14 protein-coding genes and 1 tRNA gene are annotated in these 15,593 nt (G+C 65.6%); 8 read left to right on the top strand and 7 right to left on the bottom strand.

The genetic code is table 11. The annotated features are described in order from the left end of the window. Positions 1 to 123: 123 nt before the first annotated feature. Both cmk and aroA read right to left on the bottom strand, forming a co-directional pair. On the bottom strand, positions 124 to 765 hold the full coding sequence (gene cmk / locus U0023_RS04790) for a (d)CMP kinase (protein ID WP_009763476.1): 642 nt from the start codon (positions 763 to 765) through the stop codon (positions 124 to 126). 7 nt (positions 766 to 772) lie between these two features. Next, entirely contained in the window at positions 773 to 2,122 is a 1,350-nt protein-coding gene (aroA, locus tag U0023_RS04785) for a 3-phosphoshikimate 1-carboxyvinyltransferase (protein WP_009763477.1), read from the bottom strand. Between the two features lie 174 nt (positions 2,123 to 2,296). On the opposite strand from aroA, the gene U0023_RS04780 reads away from it, so the two are divergent. From U0023_RS04780 to U0023_RS04770, 3 genes are all read left to right on the top strand, one after another. Further along, positions 2,297 to 2,680 (top strand): TIGR02300 family protein, encoded by a 384-nt coding sequence (locus tag U0023_RS04780; RefSeq protein ID WP_009763478.1) that lies wholly within the window; start codon positions 2,297 to 2,299, stop codon positions 2,678 to 2,680. A gap of 80 nt (positions 2,681 to 2,760) precedes the next feature. Beyond that, positions 2,761 to 2,836, top strand: a tRNA-Ala gene (locus tag U0023_RS04775). A gap of 195 nt (positions 2,837 to 3,031) precedes the next feature. Beyond that, the gene (locus U0023_RS04770; RefSeq protein ID WP_009763479.1) at positions 3,032 to 5,248 is read left to right on the top strand and encodes a malate synthase G; all 2,217 of its coding nucleotides are present in this window, start codon (positions 3,032 to 3,034) and stop codon (positions 5,246 to 5,248) included. 34 nt (positions 5,249 to 5,282) lie between these two features. Here the strand turns inward: U0023_RS04770 and U0023_RS04765 are convergent, their stop codons facing one another. Both U0023_RS04765 and pxpB read right to left on the bottom strand, forming a co-directional pair. Continuing rightward, a complete protein-coding gene (locus tag U0023_RS04765; RefSeq protein ID WP_009763480.1) occupies positions 5,283 to 6,317 on the bottom strand; it encodes a 5-oxoprolinase subunit C family protein in 1,035 nt (344 codons plus the stop codon). Further along, complete coding sequence (gene pxpB / locus U0023_RS04760; protein ID WP_009763481.1) at positions 6,314 to 7,033, bottom strand: 5-oxoprolinase subunit PxpB; 720 nt, start codon at positions 7,031 to 7,033, stop codon at positions 6,314 to 6,316. The genes U0023_RS04765 and pxpB overlap by 4 nt, the downstream gene beginning before the upstream one ends. A 223-nt stretch (positions 7,034 to 7,256) precedes the next feature. Between pxpB and U0023_RS04755 the strand changes: the two genes are divergently transcribed. Further along, on the top strand, positions 7,257 to 8,042 hold the full coding sequence (locus U0023_RS04755) for a 3-hydroxybutyrate dehydrogenase (protein ID WP_009763482.1): 786 nt from the start codon (positions 7,257 to 7,259) through the stop codon (positions 8,040 to 8,042). Positions 8,043 to 8,204: 162 nt separating this feature from the next. Here the strand turns inward: U0023_RS04755 and pip are convergent, their stop codons facing one another. Further along, on the bottom strand, positions 8,205 to 9,149 hold the full coding sequence (pip, locus tag U0023_RS04750) for a prolyl aminopeptidase (protein WP_009763483.1): 945 nt from the start codon (positions 9,147 to 9,149) through the stop codon (positions 8,205 to 8,207). Between the two features lie 168 nt (positions 9,150 to 9,317). On the opposite strand from pip, the gene U0023_RS04745 reads away from it, so the two are divergent. The 4 genes from U0023_RS04745 to U0023_RS04730 all read left to right on the top strand — a co-directional run bounded on the left by U0023_RS04745 (position 9,318) and on the right by U0023_RS04730 (position 13,457). Next, a complete protein-coding gene (locus U0023_RS04745) occupies positions 9,318 to 10,391 on the top strand; it encodes an extracellular solute-binding protein (protein WP_009763484.1) in 1,074 nt (357 codons plus the stop codon). Between the two features lie 268 nt (positions 10,392 to 10,659). Continuing rightward, a complete protein-coding gene (locus U0023_RS04740) occupies positions 10,660 to 11,745 on the top strand; it encodes an ABC transporter ATP-binding protein (protein WP_009763485.1) in 1,086 nt (361 codons plus the stop codon). Then, a complete protein-coding gene (locus tag U0023_RS04735; RefSeq protein WP_009763486.1) occupies positions 11,742 to 12,611 on the top strand; it encodes an ABC transporter permease in 870 nt (289 codons plus the stop codon). Before U0023_RS04740 ends, U0023_RS04735 begins: the two co-directional genes overlap by 4 nt. Positions 12,612 to 12,617: 6 nt before the next feature. Continuing rightward, positions 12,618 to 13,457, top strand: coding sequence for an ABC transporter permease (locus tag U0023_RS04730; protein ID WP_009763487.1), 840 nt, complete (start codon positions 12,618 to 12,620; stop codon positions 13,455 to 13,457). Between the two features lie 235 nt (positions 13,458 to 13,692). On the opposite strand, the gene U0023_RS04725 is transcribed toward U0023_RS04730, so the two are convergent. Beyond that, the gene (locus U0023_RS04725) at positions 13,693 to 14,766 is read right to left on the bottom strand and encodes a dipeptidase (protein WP_009763488.1); all 1,074 of its coding nucleotides are present in this window, start codon (positions 14,764 to 14,766) and stop codon (positions 13,693 to 13,695) included. 36 nt (positions 14,767 to 14,802) lie between these two features. Beyond that, positions 14,803 to 15,582, bottom strand: coding sequence for an ABC transporter ATP-binding protein (locus U0023_RS04720; protein ID WP_009763489.1), 780 nt, complete (start codon positions 15,580 to 15,582; stop codon positions 14,803 to 14,805). Positions 15,583 to 15,593: the final 11 nt, after the last annotated feature.

Below are 15,593 nucleotides of genomic sequence, written 5' to 3'. Positions count from 1 at the left end.
GGCATGCCGGCACGGGACTTCCGTTCCGCACGGTGCCCGCGAGGGGAGGCGCCGTCCGTTGGGCGAGCCCTCCCACGTGATCGCCGGCACAAGGTCGGTGACGACGTGGGAGTATGCGGCGATTTACCGACCGACCTTCGCGGGCCGCTTGCGCTCGACGAGATCGAGCGCCGCCCGGAAGGTACCGTCGGCATCCAGGTGCGTCGTGTCGAGGGTCATGGCATCGGCGGCGGGTTTCAAGGGAGCGGTGCTCCGGCTCATGTCGCGCTCGTCGCGGCGGCGGATATCCAACAGGATGGTTTCGTATTCCGCCTGCTCGCCCCGGCTCAGCAACTCCCGGTGGCGCCGGCGGGCCCGTTCCTCGGGGGCTGCGGTGATGAACAGCTTCACCTCCGCATCGGGGCACACCACCGTCCCGATGTCCCGCCCATCGAGCACCGCGCCCGGTTCCTGAGCACCGAACTGGCGCTGGAAGGCGAGAAGCGCATCGCGGACCGGCTGATAGGCGGAGACCACGGAGGCGGCCTCGCCCATGGCGGCCCCGCGCAGGCGGGAATCGTCCTCCAGATGGCTGACGTCCAGGTTCTGCGCCGCTTGCGCGGCGGCGTCCCGGTCGGTGAGAGGGATGCTGCGTTCCATGAGAACGCGGGCAACGGCCCGGTAGAGCAGTCCCGTATCCAAATGGGCGAAGCCGAAATGTTCGGCCAGACGCTTGCCCAGGGTCCCCTTGCCCGAGGCGGCAGGTCCGTCGATGGCGATGATCATGGGCGGCTCAATCCTGGATGGTGGCGCCAAGCTCGCGCATGAGCGGGATAAAGGACGGGAAGCTCGTGGCGATCATGGCGCCGTCATCAACCGTCATCGGCTGGTCCGTCGCCAGACCCATGACCAGGAACGCCATGGCGATGCGATGGTCGAGATGGGTGGCCACAGGGTTGCCGCCCCCGCGGACCTTGCCGCCCGACCCGTGGACGAGAAGGTCGTCGCCGTGGATCTCATGCTCGACCCCGGCCTCTGCGAGACCTGCGGCGACGGCTGCGAGGCGGTCGGATTCCTTTACGCGCAGCTCATGTAGACCCTGCATCCGGGTCGTGCCTTCGGCGAAGGACGCCGCGACGGCGAGGATCGGGTATTCGTCGATCATGGACGGCGCCCGGGCATGGGGAACCGTGACGCCCGTGAGGCGGCTGTGGCGGACGCGCAGGTCGGCAACCGTCTCGCCGCCCTCGTCGCGCTCGTTCAGGCGCTCGATGGAGGCGCCCATCTCGATCAGCGTGGTGATCAGGCCCGTGCGCAGGGGATTCATCATCACGCCCTCGATCACCACGTCGGAGCCTGGGGTGATCAGGGCCGCCACCAGGGGGAAAGCCGCCGAGGAGGGGTCCGTCGGCACGACGATATCGGTGCCGCGCAGCTCGGGCTGGCCCTGGAGCGTGATGGCGCGGCCGTCCGCGCCGTGCGGGACGACTTCGACGCTCGCCCCAAAATGGCGCAGCATCCGCTCCGTGTGGTCACGAGTGGCTTCGCGCTCGATCACCGTGGTCTTGCCCGGTGAATTGAGGCCGGCGAGCAGGATCGCCGACTTGATCTGGGCCGAGGCCGCCGGGGTCTCGTAGGTGATCGGGAGCGTCTCCTTCGGCCCGCGTAGGGTGAGCGGCACCCGTCCGCCCTCGGCTTCGCTGACCACTGTCACGCCCATCTTCGTCAGCGGGTCGAGGATCCGACGCATGGGGCGCTTGCGCAGCGAAGCGTCGCCGTCGAAGGTGCTCGTGATCGGGTGGCTTCCGGCGACGCCCATCATGAGGCGCGAGCCGGTGCCCGCATTGCCGAAATCGAGAACGTCCTTGGGGTCCGTTAAGCCACCGATACCTGCCCCGACAATCCGCCACCGGCCCGGAGCCTCGCGGGTGATGGTGGCGCCGAGCGCCCGGCAGGCCTCTGCGGTACGCAGCACATCATCCCCTTCCAGGAGGCCTTCGACCCGGGTCTCGCCGATGGAGAGAAGCCCGAAGATCATGGAGCGGTGGGAGATCGACTTGTCGCCGGGCACGCGGATGCGCCCCTTCAGGGGCGTTCCAGACCTGCTGGCGACAGGGGACGGCGATCCATGCGCGTGCGACATTTTCGGGTTCCTCGAGCTCCTTATCCGGCCGGGCTCGTAACACGGAGGGTTCCCGCCGTCACGCGCAAGCTGGCATGAGCCTTCGCCTGCTCTTGCAATTTCCTATTTGACAAGCCATTCCCTCATGACTAACGGAGCGTTCCCAACCTTTCACTCTTAATCAAGGCAATCACCGTGGCCAAACCGGAACTCGGCTTGAAGCGCCAGTGCATGAGCTGCGGCGCGAAATTCTACGATCTCAACAAAGACCCGGCGGTCTGTCCGAAATGCGGCACCGTCTTCCAGGCCGTCGCCATGAGTCGCGTCGCCGCCCCCGTGGCTGCCCGCGCTGCCACCCCTGACGAGGACGAGACCGATATCGAATCGACCGGTCCGGAGATGGTCTCCCTCGATGAGGTCGAGGCCGGCGAGAACGAGAAGGACATTCCGGTCGACGACGATATCGACGTGGGCGACGACGTGGCCGACGACGACACCTTCCTCGAGGACGAGGAAGAGGGCGACGACGACGTGTCCGACCTGATCGACAGCGATCTGGAAGACGACGAAGAGGCTTGAACCTCGGATCGGAGGCGACTATAGAGACGCCTCTGCTTCGACAGAGACCGCCGCGGCACCCCAAGCGCCGCGGCCGGAATGGGGCCATAGCTCAGCTGGGAGAGCGCTTGCATGGCATGCAAGAGGTCGGCGGTTCGATCCCGCCTGGCTCCACCAATTCCTTCAAAAAGAGCCGCCTTCCGGCGGCTTTTTTGTTGCGCGATTTCAGCCGGAGCGCTGAATCTACTCCCAAAGCGTAAGGCTTTGGGCGGATCGTTCGTCCTTTTGCTCATGGAAATGATGTCGATCTTCTTTTTTAGTCGCAGTGCCTTAAGCTAAGGCAAAGCCCTTTAGCCACCGAAAGCGGAAACGATGACAACGCGTGTCCAGACGAACGGCCTCCAGGTTGCACCGGCTCTTCACGATTTTATCGAGCGGGAAGCGCTGGCGGGCACGGGGGTAGCGAGTGCGGTGTTCTGGAGCGGCCTGGCCGGACTCGTCCGGGACTTCGCGCCCCGGGACCGGGAGCTGCTCGCCGTCCGCGACAAGATCCAGGGCCAGATCGACGAGTATCATCGCAGCCGGGCCGGGAAAGCCTTCGATCAGGCGGAGTACGAGCGTTTCCTGCGCGACATCGGCTATCTCCTGCCCGAGCCGGAGGATTTTTCCGTCCAGACCCAGCATGTGGACGACGAGATCGCCCGCATTGCCGGTCCCCAGCTCGTGGTCCCGGTCTCCAATGCCCGCTATGCGCTCAATGCCGCCAATGCCCGCTGGGGCAGCCTCTACGATGCCCTCTACGGCACCGATGCGATCCCGGAGGAGGACGGCGCCACCCGCGCGGGCGGTTACAACAGGGAAAGGGGCGCCAAGGTGGTCGAGCGCGCCCGCGAGGTGCTGGATCGGGCGGCCCCGCTCGCCGGCGGCAGTCACCGGGACGCGGCCGGCTATGCGGACCGGGACGGCGCGCTCATCGTCACCCTCAAGGACGGCACCGAGACCGGCCTGATCGATCCGACCCAGTTCGTCGGCTACCAGGGCGATGCGGCCAGCCCGTCCTCCGTGCTGCTGCGCCACAACAACCTGCATCTCGACATCCGCATCGACCGCGCGCATCCGATCGGCGCCGAGGATCCGGCCGGCATCGCCGACGTGGTGCTGGAATCGGCCGTCTCCACCATCATGGACCTGGAGGATTCGGTGGCGGCCGTGGACGCCGAGGACAAGGTCCAGGTCTACCGCACCTGGCTCGGGCTGATGAAGGGTGACCTCGTCGAGAGCTTCGAGAAGGGCGGCAAGACCGTCGAGCGCCGTCTCAATCCCGACCGCCTCTACACCATGCCGAGCAGCGGCGAGCTGCGCCTGCACGGGCGCAGCCTCATGCTGGTGCGCAATGTCGGCCATCACATGTTCACCGATGCGGTGCTGGACGAGGCGGGCGAGGAGATCCCCGAGACCATTCTCGACGCCGCCGTCACGTCGCTGATCGCCCTCCACGACCTCAAAGGCACGGGTCCGCTGCGCAACAGCCGCGCGGGCTCGGTCTATATCGTGAAGCCCAAGATGCACGGGCCGGACGAGGTGGCCTTCGCCAACGACCTCTTCGCCGCCGTCGAGGACATGCTGGGTCTTGCCCGCACCACGCTGAAGATGGGCATCATGGACGAGGAGCGGCGCACCACCGTCAACCTCAAGGCCTGCATCAAGGCGGCGGCCGAGCGCATCGTGTTCATCAATACGGGCTTCCTCGACCGCACCGGCGACGAGATCCACACCTCGATGGAAGCCGGCCCCATGATCCGCAAGAACGACATGAAGGCGACCGCGTGGATCAAGGCCTACGAAGACAACAACGTGGATGTGGGCCTGCTCTGCGGCCTGCCCGGGCGGGCGCAGATCGGCAAGGGCATGTGGGCGGCGCCCGACAAGATGGCCGACATGCTGGTGCAGAAGATCGGCCATCCGCAGGCCGGCGCCAGCACCGCCTGGGTGCCGTCGCCCACGGCCGCGACGCTGCATGCGCTGCATTATCATGAGATCGACGTTCCCGTGCGCCAGGAGGAGCTGAAGGAGCGCCCGCGCGCGAAGCTCACCGACATCCTGACCATTCCGGTGTCGCAGTCGAACTGGGCGCCGGATGCGGTACAGCAGGAACTCGACAACAACTGCCAGGGCATTCTCGGCTACGTGGTGCGCTGGGTCGACCAGGGGGTCGGCTGCTCCAAGGTGCCGGACATCCACGATGTGGGCCTGATGGAGGACCGCGCGACCTTACGCATCTCGAGCCAGCACCTCGCCAACTGGCTGCGCCACGGCATCGTGTCGAAGGACCAAGTGATGGAAACCCTGCGCCGCATGGCTGCGGTGGTGGACCGGCAGAATGCGGGCGACCCCGTCTATCGCCCCATGGCGCCCAAATTCGAAGGTCCGGCCTGGCATGCCGCCTGCGATCTGGTCTTCAAGGGCGCCAAGCAACCCAACGGCTACACCGAGTGGATCCTCCACGCGCGCCGCCGCGAGGCCAAGGCCGCAGGAGCACCGGACCGCGGCGAGGAGAGCGGCGTCAAAACGAAGACTCAGGCGAAATAAGCCGACAAGGGCGCCGCTGGTTCGGCGCCCTTTTTCAATCGTGATGCTCGGCGGATGCGGGGGCGAGCGCGTCGACCGTACCGCTGATCAGGTTGCGGCTCAGAAGGTGCTCCGTCGTGAGCGCGAAGCGAACGGGCGCGAGGCTCGAGGGCAGGGAGGCCGTCCAGTCCCTCAACCGGCGTGCGGCGGCCAGGGCTTCGTCCCGCTCCACGGCCCTGAAGCGTACCTTCGCTCCCGGACGCATCTGGGCGAAGCGGGCGAGATCGGCGCTGATCACGGTGGCGATCTTCGGATAGCCTCCCGCCGTCTGCCGGTCGCGCATCAGCACGATGGGCTGGCCGCTGCCCGGCACCTGGATATGACCGTCCACGATGCCGTCCGAGACGATGTTGAAGCCTTTGGCGTGTTCCAGCTGCGGGCCGGTGAGCTGGAAGCCCATGCGGTCGGCCTGCGGGCTGATGGTGAACTCGCTCTCCAGAAACGTCCGGATCGTTTCCGGCGTGAAATAATCGTCCTGCGGTCCCAGCATCACGCGGATCGGGCCGCTCTCCTCGATCATGTCGACGGCAAGCTGCATCGGCTCGCGGTCCTGGGCATCCGGCCGGCAGGGGAGGTGGTCTCCCGACTTCAGCGGGGCGCCCTTCAGGCCGCCCAGGCGGGAGCGTAGATGGAACGACAGGCTCCCCAGCTCCCGCTCGACCGCGAAGCCTCCCGCGACGGCAAGGTAGGCGAAAGTGCCGGTCCGCGGATGCCCGACCTCTAGAACCTGACCTTCCTTGAGGAGAACGGAGGTCTTGGGGGCGACAGGCGTTCCATCGACGCTGAAAGAAGCTCCGGCGCCGACGAGCGCAACATGGAGGTCGCCGCCCTCGCACGCGAAGGCGCCGCCGAGATTCACGAACTCGATGGCAGCCGTCTCGGGCGAATTGCCGACGAGCGCATTCGCCATCGCCAGCGCACGGCGGTCCATGGCGCCCGATGGGGAGACGCCGAAGCCCTGGTAGCCGAGGCGCCCGCGATCCTGCAGGGAGGTCATCGGGCCGCAGGATTTCACCACGAGATCGGTCATGGGCGCACCTCCTCGGCCACGGGTTCGCCGGCGAGCGCCGCCTTCTCCAGGGCGTCCCAGCGGGATGCCTCGACCGGCTCGAAGATGATCTCGTCCCCGGCCGCGAACAGGAAGACCGGGTCGCGCCCCGGCGCATAGGGCCGAACTGGCGTCAGTCCGAGATTGTGCCAGCCGCTCGGCATGTCCATGGGGGCGATGCCCGCCTGCTCGCCGCCGATCATGATCGTGCCGGCCGGGATTTTCGCCCGGGGATGAAGCCGGCGGGACGTGGCGATCCGCTTGTCGAGGCCGCCGAGATAGGTGAAGCCCGGCAGGAAGCCGATCATGTAGATGCGGTAGATGGCCGAGGAATGGATGTCGATCACCTGGTTCGGCGTCAGGCCGTGCAGGCTCGCCACGTCTTCCAGATCGATGCCGTATTCTCCCCCATAGACGACCGGCACGCGCCAGCGCCGGCCGACGGCGTTGCGGGGCGGCAGGTTCTGCGTTTCCGCTTCGAGAAGGTCGACCAGGGCGTCGTAATCCGTGGTCACCGGATCGAACTGGATCGTGAGCGAGCGATAGGTCGGCACCGTCTCGATCAGTCCGGCCGGGGCGCGGCTCCGGACGATGTCGTCCAGCGCGAGGACCATGCCGTTGATGTCCGGGTCGATCGTGGTGCCGAACTCGACGGTGACGGCGCTGTCGCCGCAGGGAAGGATTTTCGGTGTCGGCACGATGCACCTGTTGACGATCCGGAAGGGCCTGAGGCCGGCATCTCATATTGCCGTCGATCCCGCAACGGGTGTGGCCGGCAGCGGGCCATGCACCCGAAGCAGGTGAGGGGCTGCCCAAGGGGCACCATTCCATGCTCCTATTTGCTAGGCTCAACCTCGCCCTGTTCTTTGTGATATGCCACCCCATCTGATGCCTGGTGCCCAGGCTTAAGCGGAGTAGATCATGACTTTGACATCCAAGACGGCGGTCGTGACGGGCTCGACCAGCGGCATCGGGCTGGCCATCGCCCGCGCGCTCGCCCAGGCCGGCGCCAACGTGGTCCTCAACGGCTTCGGCGATGCGGACGCCATCGAGACGGAGCGGGCCGGCATCGAGCGCGAGTTCGGCGTCAAGGCGCTCCATTCGCCGGCCGACATGGCGAAGCCGGCCGAGATCGAGGCGATGATCCGCCTGGCCGAGCGGAGCTTCGGCGGGGTCGACATCCTGGTCAACAACGCGGGCATCCAGTTCGTCTCGCCGGTGGAGAATTTTCCGGTCGAGAAGTGGGACCAGATCCTCGCCATCAACCTGTCGTCCGCCTTCCACGCGATCCGGGCCGCGGTGCCGGGCATGAAGGCGCGCAAATGGGGCCGCATCGTCAACACGGCCTCGGCCCATTCGCTGGTCGCCTCGCCGTTCAAGTCGGCCTATGTGGCGGCCAAGCACGGCATCGCCGGCTTGACCAAGACGGTGGCCCTGGAGGTGGCGGCCGACGGCATCACGGTCAACTGCATCAGCCCCGGCTATGTCTGGACGCCGCTGGTCGAGAAGCAGATCCCCGACACCATGAAGGCGCGTAACATGACCAAGGAGCAGGTCATCAACGACGTGTTCCTGGAGGCGCAGCCCACCAAGCAGTTCGTCACCGTCGATCAGGTGGCGGCGCTCGCCGTCTTCCTGTGCTCGGACGCGGCCAGCCAGATGACCGGCGCGAACATCGCGATGGATGGCGGCTGGACCGCCAAGTAGGTCATTTCCTCATTGTCCCGGGTCGATTTATTTCACCCGGATGGTCCCCGCACCGTCATCACCGGCCCTGTGCCGGTGATCTCGATCGGAAGAGCGTGGAGCTTCAGAGTATCGGGATGGCCGGAACAGGCCCGGCCATGACGTGACGGATAAGGATAGGCGTCACCCCCTCGCAAAAGCATCCGTCGCCTCGATGAGGTGATGCGTGATGCCCGGCTCGCTCACCGCGTGGCCCGCATCCGGCACCATGATGAACTTCGCCTCGGGCCAAGCCCTATGCAGCTCCCAGGCGGTCTTCGCCGGGGTGGCGACGTCGTAGCGGCCCTGAATGATCACGCCCGGAATGTCCTTCAGACGATGGGCGTCGCGGATGAGCTGTCCCTCCTCGAACCAGCCCTCATTGACGAAATAGTGATTCTCGATCCGGGCGAAGGCGATGGCGTAATGCTCGTCGCCGAACTGATCGCTGTATTCCTGGTTGTGCAGGAGCGTGATCGTCTCGCCCTCCCAGAGGCTCCAGGCACGGGCCGCCTTCGCCCTGACAACCGGATCGGGATCGATCAGGCGCTTGCGGTAGGCCGCCATCAGATCGCCTCGCTCCTCCTCCGGGATCGGGGCGAGAAAACCTTCCCACTTGTCCGGGAAGATCCAGGACGCGCCCTCCTGGTAATACCAGAGCAGCTCCGAGCGCCGGAGGGTGAAAATTCCGCGCAACACCAGCTCGGTCACGCGCTCCGGATGCGTCTCCGCATAGGCAAGGGCGAGGGTCGAGCCCCAGGAGCCGCCGAACACCATCCACTTCTCCACACCCAAAATGGCCCGCAGGCGCTCGATATCGGCCACGAGATGCCAGGTGGTATTGGCCTCCAGGCTCGCATAAGGCGTCGAGCGTCCGCAGCCGCGCTGGTCGAAGAGCAGGATGCGATACTTGTCCGGATCGAACAGCCGGCGCTGAGTCGGGGTGCAGCCGCCGCCCGGGCCGCCATGAAGGAAAACCACGGGTTTTCCTTTCGGGTTGCCGCACAATTCCCAATAGACCCGATGACCATCGCCTACGTCGAGCAGGCCATGATCGTAGGGTTCTATTTCGGGGTAGAAGGTGCGCATCGCGAAAGCTCCTTTGGCAAAGCCTATCCATACAGAGGCTCATGAGGAGTGTCAGCTCTTCGGCAATTGTTGAGCCGGCTTCAAACCCTCTAGCGCGTCGTGCAAGTGTCATATAGTTTTGCAACTGGGGAACATGGGTGAAAAGCCCAGCCACACTGGAGGATGAAGATGTTGACCAAACGCACCAGCCTGAAGCTGGCAACGGCCCTTGCCGCTCTCATGGTCGTCGGTTCGGCGCAGGCCGCCGAGAAGCTGCGGCTTTTGACCTGGGCCGATTATGCCCCGAAGGACGTGATCGATCAGTTCACGAAGGAAACCGGCATCGAAGTCGAGGTGACGCTCTCGAACAACGAGGAGATGATCTCCAAGCTGCGCGCCACGCAGGGCGCAGGCTTCGATCTCGTCCAGCCGAGCCAGGACCGCATCGCGGGACCGCAGGCGGAGTTCGGCATCTACAAGCCGCTCGACCTCTCGAAGCTCAAGTCCGATCAGTTCATCGCCTCCATGCTGGAAGCGACCAAGAAAAACACCACGGTCGGCGGCAAGGTCTACGGCGTTCCCCATATCTGGGGCACCGACGGTCTGATCGTGAACACCAAGGCCGCCCCGAAGGTCGCCGATTACAACGATCTCTGCGATGCCGCGATTGCCGGCAAGGCCAGCTTCCGCGCCAAGCGTCCCGCGCTCATCGCCTTCGCCTTCGCCAACGGCATGGATCCCTTCGCGTCCTACGGCGACGCCAAGGCATATGCGGCCATGATGGACAAGGTCGGCGCCAAGCTCGCCGAGTGCAAGAAGAACGTGAAGTTCTTCTGGGATGGCAAGGACCAGCTCCTCAACGCCCTGCGCTCCGGCGAGGTGGTCGCGGCCATGGCCTGGGATACGGGCGGATGGAAGCTCAACTCCGAGAATCCCGACATCAAGTTCATCGCCCCGAAATCGGGTGCGCTGGGCTGGGTCGACACATTCGCGATCCCCGCCAAGGGCCGCAATGACGACGCCGCCTACAAGTGGATCAACTTCAACATGAAGCCCGAGATCGCCGCGAAGGTCGCGGCCTCCGCAGGCAACTTCACGGCTTCGAACGGCGCCGACAAGCTCATGCAGGGCAAGCTGAAGGACCAGTTCGCCGAAAGCTTCCCGAAGGCCGCCATCGACAACATTAAATGGTATCCGGCCGTGCCGGCCGGCATCGAGGAGATCGAGGGCAAGGTTCTCGATCGTCTGAAGGCCGGTTCGTAAAAGCCCGTCCTGGAGCATCGGACCCGCGTTCGGGTCCGATGCTCAATCTTGTCAGCGCATCGGTCGACGCGGGCCCATAGGGGTGCGTTCGTGAAAACCGGGTTCTCTTTTTGCACGATGCGCTTATGTACCACCGCCCCGGCGGCACCGGATCCAGCACTGGAACGTCCTTCGTAGGGACCTGTCCGATGCTCGTTTCAAGCAGCGCATCGTTCGGATTTGCACGGTGCGCTGGCCGGGACAATGACTTTCTTTGCGTGGCAGCGTTATGGCCTCTTCAACTGATCTCGACATCGTCAACGTCACCAAGCGTTTCGGCACCCATGCGGCGGTCGATGACGTGACGTTCAGCGTCGCTCCCGGTGAGTTCTTTTCGATCCTTGGTCCCTCCGGCTGCGGCAAGACGACCCTGATGCGCATGATTGCTGGGTTCGAGCATCCGACCTCCGGCGACATCCGAATCCGCGGGCGCTCGATGATCGGCGTTCCGGCCAACAAGCGGCCCGTCAACATGGTGTTCCAGAGTCTCGCGCTCTTTCCCATGATGAGCGTGGGCGAGAACGTGGCCTATGGGCTCAGCTGCCGCGGCGTGCCTCGTGAGGACGCGGAGGAGCGCGCCGAGCGCATGCTGGAGCGCGTCGGCCTGAAAGGCTTCAGCGAGCGTCGCGTGACGGCCTTGTCCGGCGGTCAGCGGCAGCGCGTGGCCATTGCCCGCTGCCTTGTGCTGGAGCCTACTCTCGTGCTCCTCGACGAGCCGCTCGGCGCCCTCGACCTGAAGCTGCGCGAGCACATGAAGATCGAGCTGAAGCAGCTGCAGGGCACCTTCAACACCACCTTCGTGTACATCACGCACGACCAGTCCGAAGCGCTCGTCATGTCCGATCGCATCGCCGTGATGAATCAGGGGAAGTTCGAGCAGGTAGGCAGCCCGCGCGATCTCTATCACAACCCGGCCACGCCCTTCGTCGCAAGCTTCGTCGGCGAGACGAACCGCTGGCCCGGTGAGATCGTATCCTCGTCCAACGGGACCGTTGCTCTGCAACTGCCTTCGGGGATGGTGACTCAGGGGACGGGCCGTGTCTCGCAGAAATCGGCCGTCGCCTTCGTACGGCCAGAGGCGATCGCTCTGGCTCCGAGCCAGCCGGCCTTGCGCGACCTTCCTAACCGCTTCGAGGGACGGGTTTCGGCCGTGCTCTTCGACGGAGCCAATTCCAGCCTGCTCATCGAGACGCTGGGCTTCGACCAGCCGGTGCGCGCCGTGCTGCCGCAGGCAGGTCCCCTGGCCGGAATCGAGGTCGGCGCGCCGATCCACGTGGGCTGGACGGCGGACGCCATGAAGGTCTTCGCCGCATGATGACGAAACAGGCATCGCGCCTCACGTTCTTCCTGCTGGTCGCGCCCGCGATCCTGTGGCTCGGGCTTCTCATCGTGCTGCCGCATGTGGAGATCCTCATCCTCTCCTTCAGCGAGCGCGTGGCGCCGCGAATCTATGCTTTCGGTTTCGGCAATTACCTCGAGTTCTTCACCGAGCCGCTTTACTGGCGCACTTTCGCGCGCACGGCCTTCATGTCGATCCTGGTGACCGCCCTGACCCTCGTGCTCGCCTTCCCCATCGCGCTCTACATCGCCCGCGTGGCGCAGGGCCGTCTGAAGGCGATGCTGCTGCTGCTGTGCCTCCTGCCGTTCTGGGTGTCGGAGCTCGTGCGCACTCTCGGATGGATGATGCTGCTGCGCGAGACGGGCGTGGTCTCCTATATCCTGCGGGCGGTCGGCCTCGCCGACCAGCCGGTGGAGCTTCTCTACAACGACGGCGCCGTGATCCTGGGCCTCGTCTACGGTGGCCTGCTGTTCATGATCGTGCCGCTCGCCAATGCGCTGGAAAGCCTGGAGCAGTCCGTCGTCGAGGCGGGCTTCGATCTCGGCGGCAGCCGCTGGACGGTTCTGCGCCGGATCGTCATTCCGCATGCGATGCCGGGTATCGTGGCGGGCTCGATCATCGTGTTCATGCTGACCGTCGGCAATTTCGCCACGCCGGTGCTGCTCGGCGGCAAGAATGGCCTGTGGTTCACCGAGCAGATCTACGCGCAGTTCATCACGCGCTTCAACTGGCCACAGGGCGCGGCCTTCGGCATGCTGCTTCTGCTGCTCTCCTCGGCCATCGTGTGGCTGGGCCTGCGCCTCACCGGCCAGAGCCTCGGCACCACCCTGAAACAGGCCTGACAGACCATGAACCGCCCGTCCATCGCTTGGAAACTCTACATCGCGGCGTTCTACGTCTTCCTGTTCGCGCCGCTGCTCATCGTGGCGATCTTCGCGTTCAACGCCAGCCCGTTCCCGTCGCCGCCCTGGCGGGGCTTCACCCTCGAATGGTTCATCGGTACGGGCGAAGTGTTCGGCAAGCCGGGCGTTCTGGCGGACCCGATCTGGCTCGACAGCATCGCCAACAGCTTCAAGGTCGCGGTTCCCGTAGCCGTGCTCGCGGTTCTCCTCGGCACGGTCAATGCCTGGGTGCTCGAGCGGGCCGAGTTCCGCGGCAAGACCTTTCTCGCCATGATGATGCTCTGGCCGCTCGTCATCCCCGGCGTGGTGCTCGGCATCTCGATTCTCGCCTTCTTCTCCCGGCTGGCGAACGGCCTCGAGGAATGGCTTCAGACCGATCTCGACTTCCTGCGGCCCGGATTGACCCTCGTGATCCTGGGACAGCTCTCCTTCATCCTGACGATCTCGACCCTCATCATCGCGGCGCGCCTGCGCAAGTTCGACCGTTCGCTGGAGGAGGCGGCCTTCGATCTGGGCGCCAGCCGCGCCCGCGTGCTGCGCACCGTCACGCTGCCCTTCTTGAGCCCCGCACTCATCGGCGCCGGGCTCGTGGCGCTGCTCATGTCGTTCGAGAACTTCAACACGACGCTGATGCTGGTCGGTTCCGACGCGCCGCTGCCGATCACCATGTACGGCCAGATGCGCGAGGGCGCGACCCCGGCGATCAATGCGGTGAGCCTGCTGCTGATGCTGGGCGTCGGCGGGATCGCGAGCGTGTTCGCGCTGACATCGAAGGCGGAGCGTTAGGTTTCCCGCCACGTCATCACCGGCCTCGTGCCGGTGATCTCGATAACGTGAAGTGCGGCGCTTTTCTTATCGAGATGGCCGGGACGAGCCCGGCCATGACGTTGTGGGTGTCATCCCCGGCGGCCGCAGGCCGGGAAGGGGATCCAGGATCAAGCGCAACGCTTTGGATTCCCTTCCTCTCCGCTGACGCTTCGGCCGGGAATGACAATGAGAAGTGCCGGCAGTCCCGGAAAACTCACTGACCCCAGGTGCGCTCCAGGACGTTCACCCAGTTCTCATGGCAGAGCTTGCGCAGGGTCGCTTCGTCGTAGCCGTGGCGACGCATGGCGTCGACGAGGCGGGGCAGGCCGCGCGCGTCGCCGATCTCGGCCGGGATGGTGGCGCCGTCGAAATCGGAGCCGAGGCCGACCCCGTCGACCCCCACATGCTCGATCAGGTGATCCATGTGGCGGATCATCTCCTCGAGCGGCGTGTCGTCGTTGCGCTGGCCGTCGGGGCGGATGAACGAGGTGGCGAAGTTCACGCCGACCATGCCGCGGCTCTCGCGGATGGCGGCGAGCTGCTTGTCGGTCAGGTTGCGCGAGTGCTGGCAGATCTCCCACGCGTTGGAATGGGTGGCGACGAGCGGCGCATCGGAGAGACGCGCCACGTCCCAGAAGCCCTTCTCGTTGAGGTGCGAGAGGTCGATCATGATCTTCAGGCGGTTGCAGGCGCGCACCAGCTCGAGGCCGCGATCCGTCAGGCCCGGGCCGGTATCCGGCGTCGACGGATAGCGGAACGGCACGCCGTGGCCGAAGATGTTGGGGCGGCTCCAGACCGGACCGATGGAGCGCAGGCCGCTCTCGTAGAGCACGTCCAGCATGTGCAGGTCGGGGTCGATGCCCTCGGCGCCCTCGATATGCAGGATGGCCGCAAGCCGGCCGGTGTCGAGGCACTGGCGGATGTCGGCGGCCGTGCGGCAGATCTTCACCTCGCCCTTCGAAGCGCGCTCGATGCGGATCAGGAGCGAAGCCATGTGGACGGTGACTTGCTGGCTCGGTGCGAGCGCCAGCTGCGCCGGAAGGGGGACGTCGTAGCGCGATTGCGTCATGAGCGCGTCCACGTCGACGCCGGTGCCGTCGCTCTCCGACGGCACGTAGACGGCGAAGAACCCGCCGAGGAGGCCGCCCTGCTTCATGCGCGGCCAATCGAGATGGCCGATATTGTCGCCCTCCAGGAAAGCCCGCTCCGGCTGGAGCTTGCCGCGCATCAGGCGGAGGAGGACGTCGTTGTGGCCATCGAAGACGGGCATCGGGGAGGAGCTGGACATGGTGTTGTGCCAAACAGTTGGATTAAAGAAACGGTTTCACCCAGCCAGGGACTGGAGCGGCGGTTTCGTGGTTCGCGTAAAGCCCTGGCTCGCCTGGATCAGGGACTGGGTATAATCGTTCGAGGCCGCGCCCGAGCGCAGAGCCGCAGAGGTGGTTTCCTCGACGGCCTCACCGTGGCGCATGACCAGGAGCCGCTCGCACAGATGCGCCACGACGGCGAGGTCGTGGCTCACCAGGATATAGGTCAGTCCCATCTTGCGGCGCAGGTCGTCGAGCAGGTTGAGGATTTCCGCCTGCACGGAGGCGTCGAGCGCCGAGGTCGGTTCGTCGAGAAGCAGGACTTTCGGGCGCAGGATGAGCGCGCGGGCGATGGCGATGCGCTGGCGCTGGCCGCCCGAGAGCTGGTGCGGGTAGCGGAAGCGGAAGGAGGGGCCGAGGCCCACCTCGCGCAGGGCCTGGAGGATGCGCGCTTCAGCATCCTTCTCGCCATGAATGGCGAGCGGCTCCGAGAGTGTGCGGTCGACCGTGTGACGCGGATGGAGCGAGGCGTAGGGATCCTGAAAGACCATCTGCACCGTCCGGTAGAAGGCCTTCGTGCGCGGCGTGGTGACTTCCTTGCCGTCGACGAGGACGCGCCCGCCGGAGATCGGCGCCAGGCCGCAGATGGCCCGCAGCACCGTCGACTTGCCGGAGCCGGATTCGCCCACGAGCCCGTAGGCCTCGCCGGGCTCCACATGGAAGCTCACGTTCTTGACCGCATCGACCCTGAGGCGGCCGGTGCCGAAGACGACTTGTAGATTCTGAATATCGAGCATCGGATCTTTCA

Source organism: Microvirga lotononidis, from assembly GCF_034627025.1.
Lineage (GTDB): Bacteria > Pseudomonadota > Alphaproteobacteria > Rhizobiales > Beijerinckiaceae > Microvirga > Microvirga lotononidis.
The sequence above is the reverse complement of the archived record's forward strand: the minus strand, read 5'-3'. Positions and strand labels throughout refer to the sequence as shown.

What these genes read in the sequence shown, in the direction of transcription:
- cmk (WP_009763476.1), bottom strand. Translation starts at nt 765, where the DNA reads ATGATCATCGCCATCGACGGACCTGCCGCCTCGGGCAAGGGGACCCTG.
- aroA (WP_009763477.1), bottom strand. Translation starts at nt 2,122, where the DNA reads ATGTCGCACGCGCATGGATCGCCGTCCCCTGTCGCCAGCAGGTCTGGA.
- U0023_RS04770 (WP_009763479.1), top strand. Translation starts at nt 3,032, where the DNA reads ATGACAACGCGTGTCCAGACGAACGGCCTCCAGGTTGCACCGGCTCTT.
- U0023_RS04765 (WP_009763480.1), bottom strand. Translation starts at nt 6,317, where the DNA reads ATGACCGATCTCGTGGTGAAATCCTGCGGCCCGATGACCTCCCTGCAG.
- U0023_RS04755 (WP_009763482.1), top strand. Translation starts at nt 7,257, where the DNA reads ATGACTTTGACATCCAAGACGGCGGTCGTGACGGGCTCGACCAGCGGC.
- pip (WP_009763483.1), bottom strand. Translation starts at nt 9,149, where the DNA reads ATGCGCACCTTCTACCCCGAAATAGAACCCTACGATCATGGCCTGCTC.
- U0023_RS04745 (WP_009763484.1), top strand. Translation starts at nt 9,318, where the DNA reads ATGTTGACCAAACGCACCAGCCTGAAGCTGGCAACGGCCCTTGCCGCT.
- U0023_RS04740 (WP_009763485.1), top strand. Translation starts at nt 10,660, where the DNA reads ATGGCCTCTTCAACTGATCTCGACATCGTCAACGTCACCAAGCGTTTC.
- U0023_RS04735 (WP_009763486.1), top strand. Translation starts at nt 11,742, where the DNA reads ATGATGACGAAACAGGCATCGCGCCTCACGTTCTTCCTGCTGGTCGCG.
- U0023_RS04730 (WP_009763487.1), top strand. Translation starts at nt 12,618, where the DNA reads ATGAACCGCCCGTCCATCGCTTGGAAACTCTACATCGCGGCGTTCTAC.
- U0023_RS04725 (WP_009763488.1), bottom strand. Translation starts at nt 14,766, where the DNA reads ATGTCCAGCTCCTCCCCGATGCCCGTCTTCGATGGCCACAACGACGTC.
- U0023_RS04720 (WP_009763489.1), bottom strand. Translation starts at nt 15,582, where the DNA reads ATGCTCGATATTCAGAATCTACAAGTCGTCTTCGGCACCGGCCGCCTC.